At 68.0% G+C, this 1,570-nt stretch carries 2 protein-coding genes; both read right to left on the reverse strand.

The genetic code is table 11. The features are described 5' to 3' along the window. Positions 1–277: 277 nt before the first annotated feature. Positions 278–1,234, reverse strand: coding sequence for a quinone oxidoreductase family protein (locus tag ACYVD0_RS16180; protein ID WP_460427762.1), 957 nt, complete (start codon positions 1,232–1,234; stop codon positions 278–280). 152 nt (positions 1,235–1,386) lie between these two features. After that, positions 1,387–1,570, reverse strand: a 184-nt coding sequence (locus ACYVD0_RS16185; RefSeq protein ID WP_460427763.1) for a pirin family protein, incomplete at its 5' end; no start/stop codon positions are given.

The following is a 1,570-nucleotide window of genomic DNA, read 5'->3' on the forward strand; positions in this document are numbered from 1 at the left end:
TACACCTTTGGTGGATAGCCCTGCAACGGACCGACAAAACGATCCTTTTCGAGAGGCCGTCGCGAGAAAGCAGCCCGCAGCCAGCGTTGGTCACCTCGAGTTTCAAAAACGGTCATGAGGGAGCTTCCTGCGGCCACAGCCAAGCGCAAAGCCGCGCCGCTGCTGGATCGAGCATTTACTAAGACGCCCCCTGCCTGTCCAGGAGAGGGGCTTCGACACCCCGTTCGGTAAGCGCCCGCGCCGGGCCTGCAAAGCGGCGAACGCCAACCGGTCCGGTTCAGGGAATCAGGATCACCTTCTCGCTGCGCCCTTCGTCGACGTCGGCATAACGCGCCGGGCCCTCGGCGAGGGGGGACTCGATCAACCCCTCCGGAGCGGGCAGAGTGCCGTCGTCGAAATGCCGGTTGAAGCGTTCCAGCATTCGCGCGCATTCGGCGCAGCCGTAGAGTAGCGAGTTGACGCCCACCACCGAGCCGCCGCGGCGATATAGGTCCAGCGCGGGCAACTGTACCTGGCCGTCGACCGGCGCCGCGATAATCGCGACGCGGCCAAAGGTCGCCAGCGCCGGGACCGCGGCGGCGAGCCAAAAGCCGGTGGTATCGAAGATCACCTGCGCACCGCCTTCGAACACCTGTTCGACCTGGCTGGGCAGGGCTTCCGGAGTGCTCAGCGGCAGCGTTTCAAACCCCTGGGCCTGCAGAGCCAGCCGCTGTTCCTCACGGCGCGCCGCACCCAGCACGTGCGCGCCCCGCACCCTGGCCAGTGCCAGGGCCGCACGGCCCACCGCGCCGGCGCCGATCACCAGCAGCCGCGTGCCACGGCCCACGCCGCTACGCTCCAGGGCATCCCACGCGGTGGTATAGGGCACGCCGAGGCTGGCGGCCTGGCTGAAGCTCAGGGACGCAGGTTTGAGCGCCACACCGTCGGCGGGCAGCTTCACGTAGGCAGCATGGGTGCCGTCGTTATAGAAGCCCAGCTCCTTGCCCGTCCCCCACACCGCTTTGCCCAGCAGGGGCGGCGGGCCTTGCACCACGACGCCGGCAAAGTCCCGGCCGGGAATACGGGGCAGGGTGGTGTAGGGGAAACGTCCGAGCACGTTCTTCACGTCGCTCGGATTCAGTCCGCTGGCTCTGACCTCCACCAGCACCTCGCCGGCGGCAGGGACCGGCGTCGGCAGGTCGAGATAACGCAGCGCAGACAGATCGCCGGTTTGGGAAAATTGCAGTGCTTTCATGAGGACTCCTTCAAGAGCGCCAGTGAGCGATGGGTTGCGGTTCTTTCGCCGGGCGTATACCCAGCGCTGCCAGCAGGGGCCACCGTGGGTACCGTTCACGCCATCCGCGGCCGTTCGTTGGGGCGCAGGTCGAAGACCAGCACCTCGGCCTGCTAGCCGTCGGCAAATTCCAGCCGTTCGGCGCGGCGGACGCGCAGGCCGTCGCCGGCTTCCAGGCGCTGGCCGTTGACGCTCAGCGCGCCGCGCGCCAGATGCACGTAGGCGTGGCGTTGTCCGCCGAGCTCCAGGCTGGCCCGCTCCGCACCGTCGAACAGCCCGGCATAGACCCGGGCGTCC

Source organism: Azotobacter armeniacus, assembly GCF_054779355.1.

What these genes read in the sequence shown, in the direction of transcription:
- ACYVD0_RS16180 (WP_460427762.1), bottom strand. Translation starts at nt 1,234, where the DNA reads ATGAAAGCACTGCAATTTTCCCAAACCGGCGATCTGTCTGCGCTGCGT.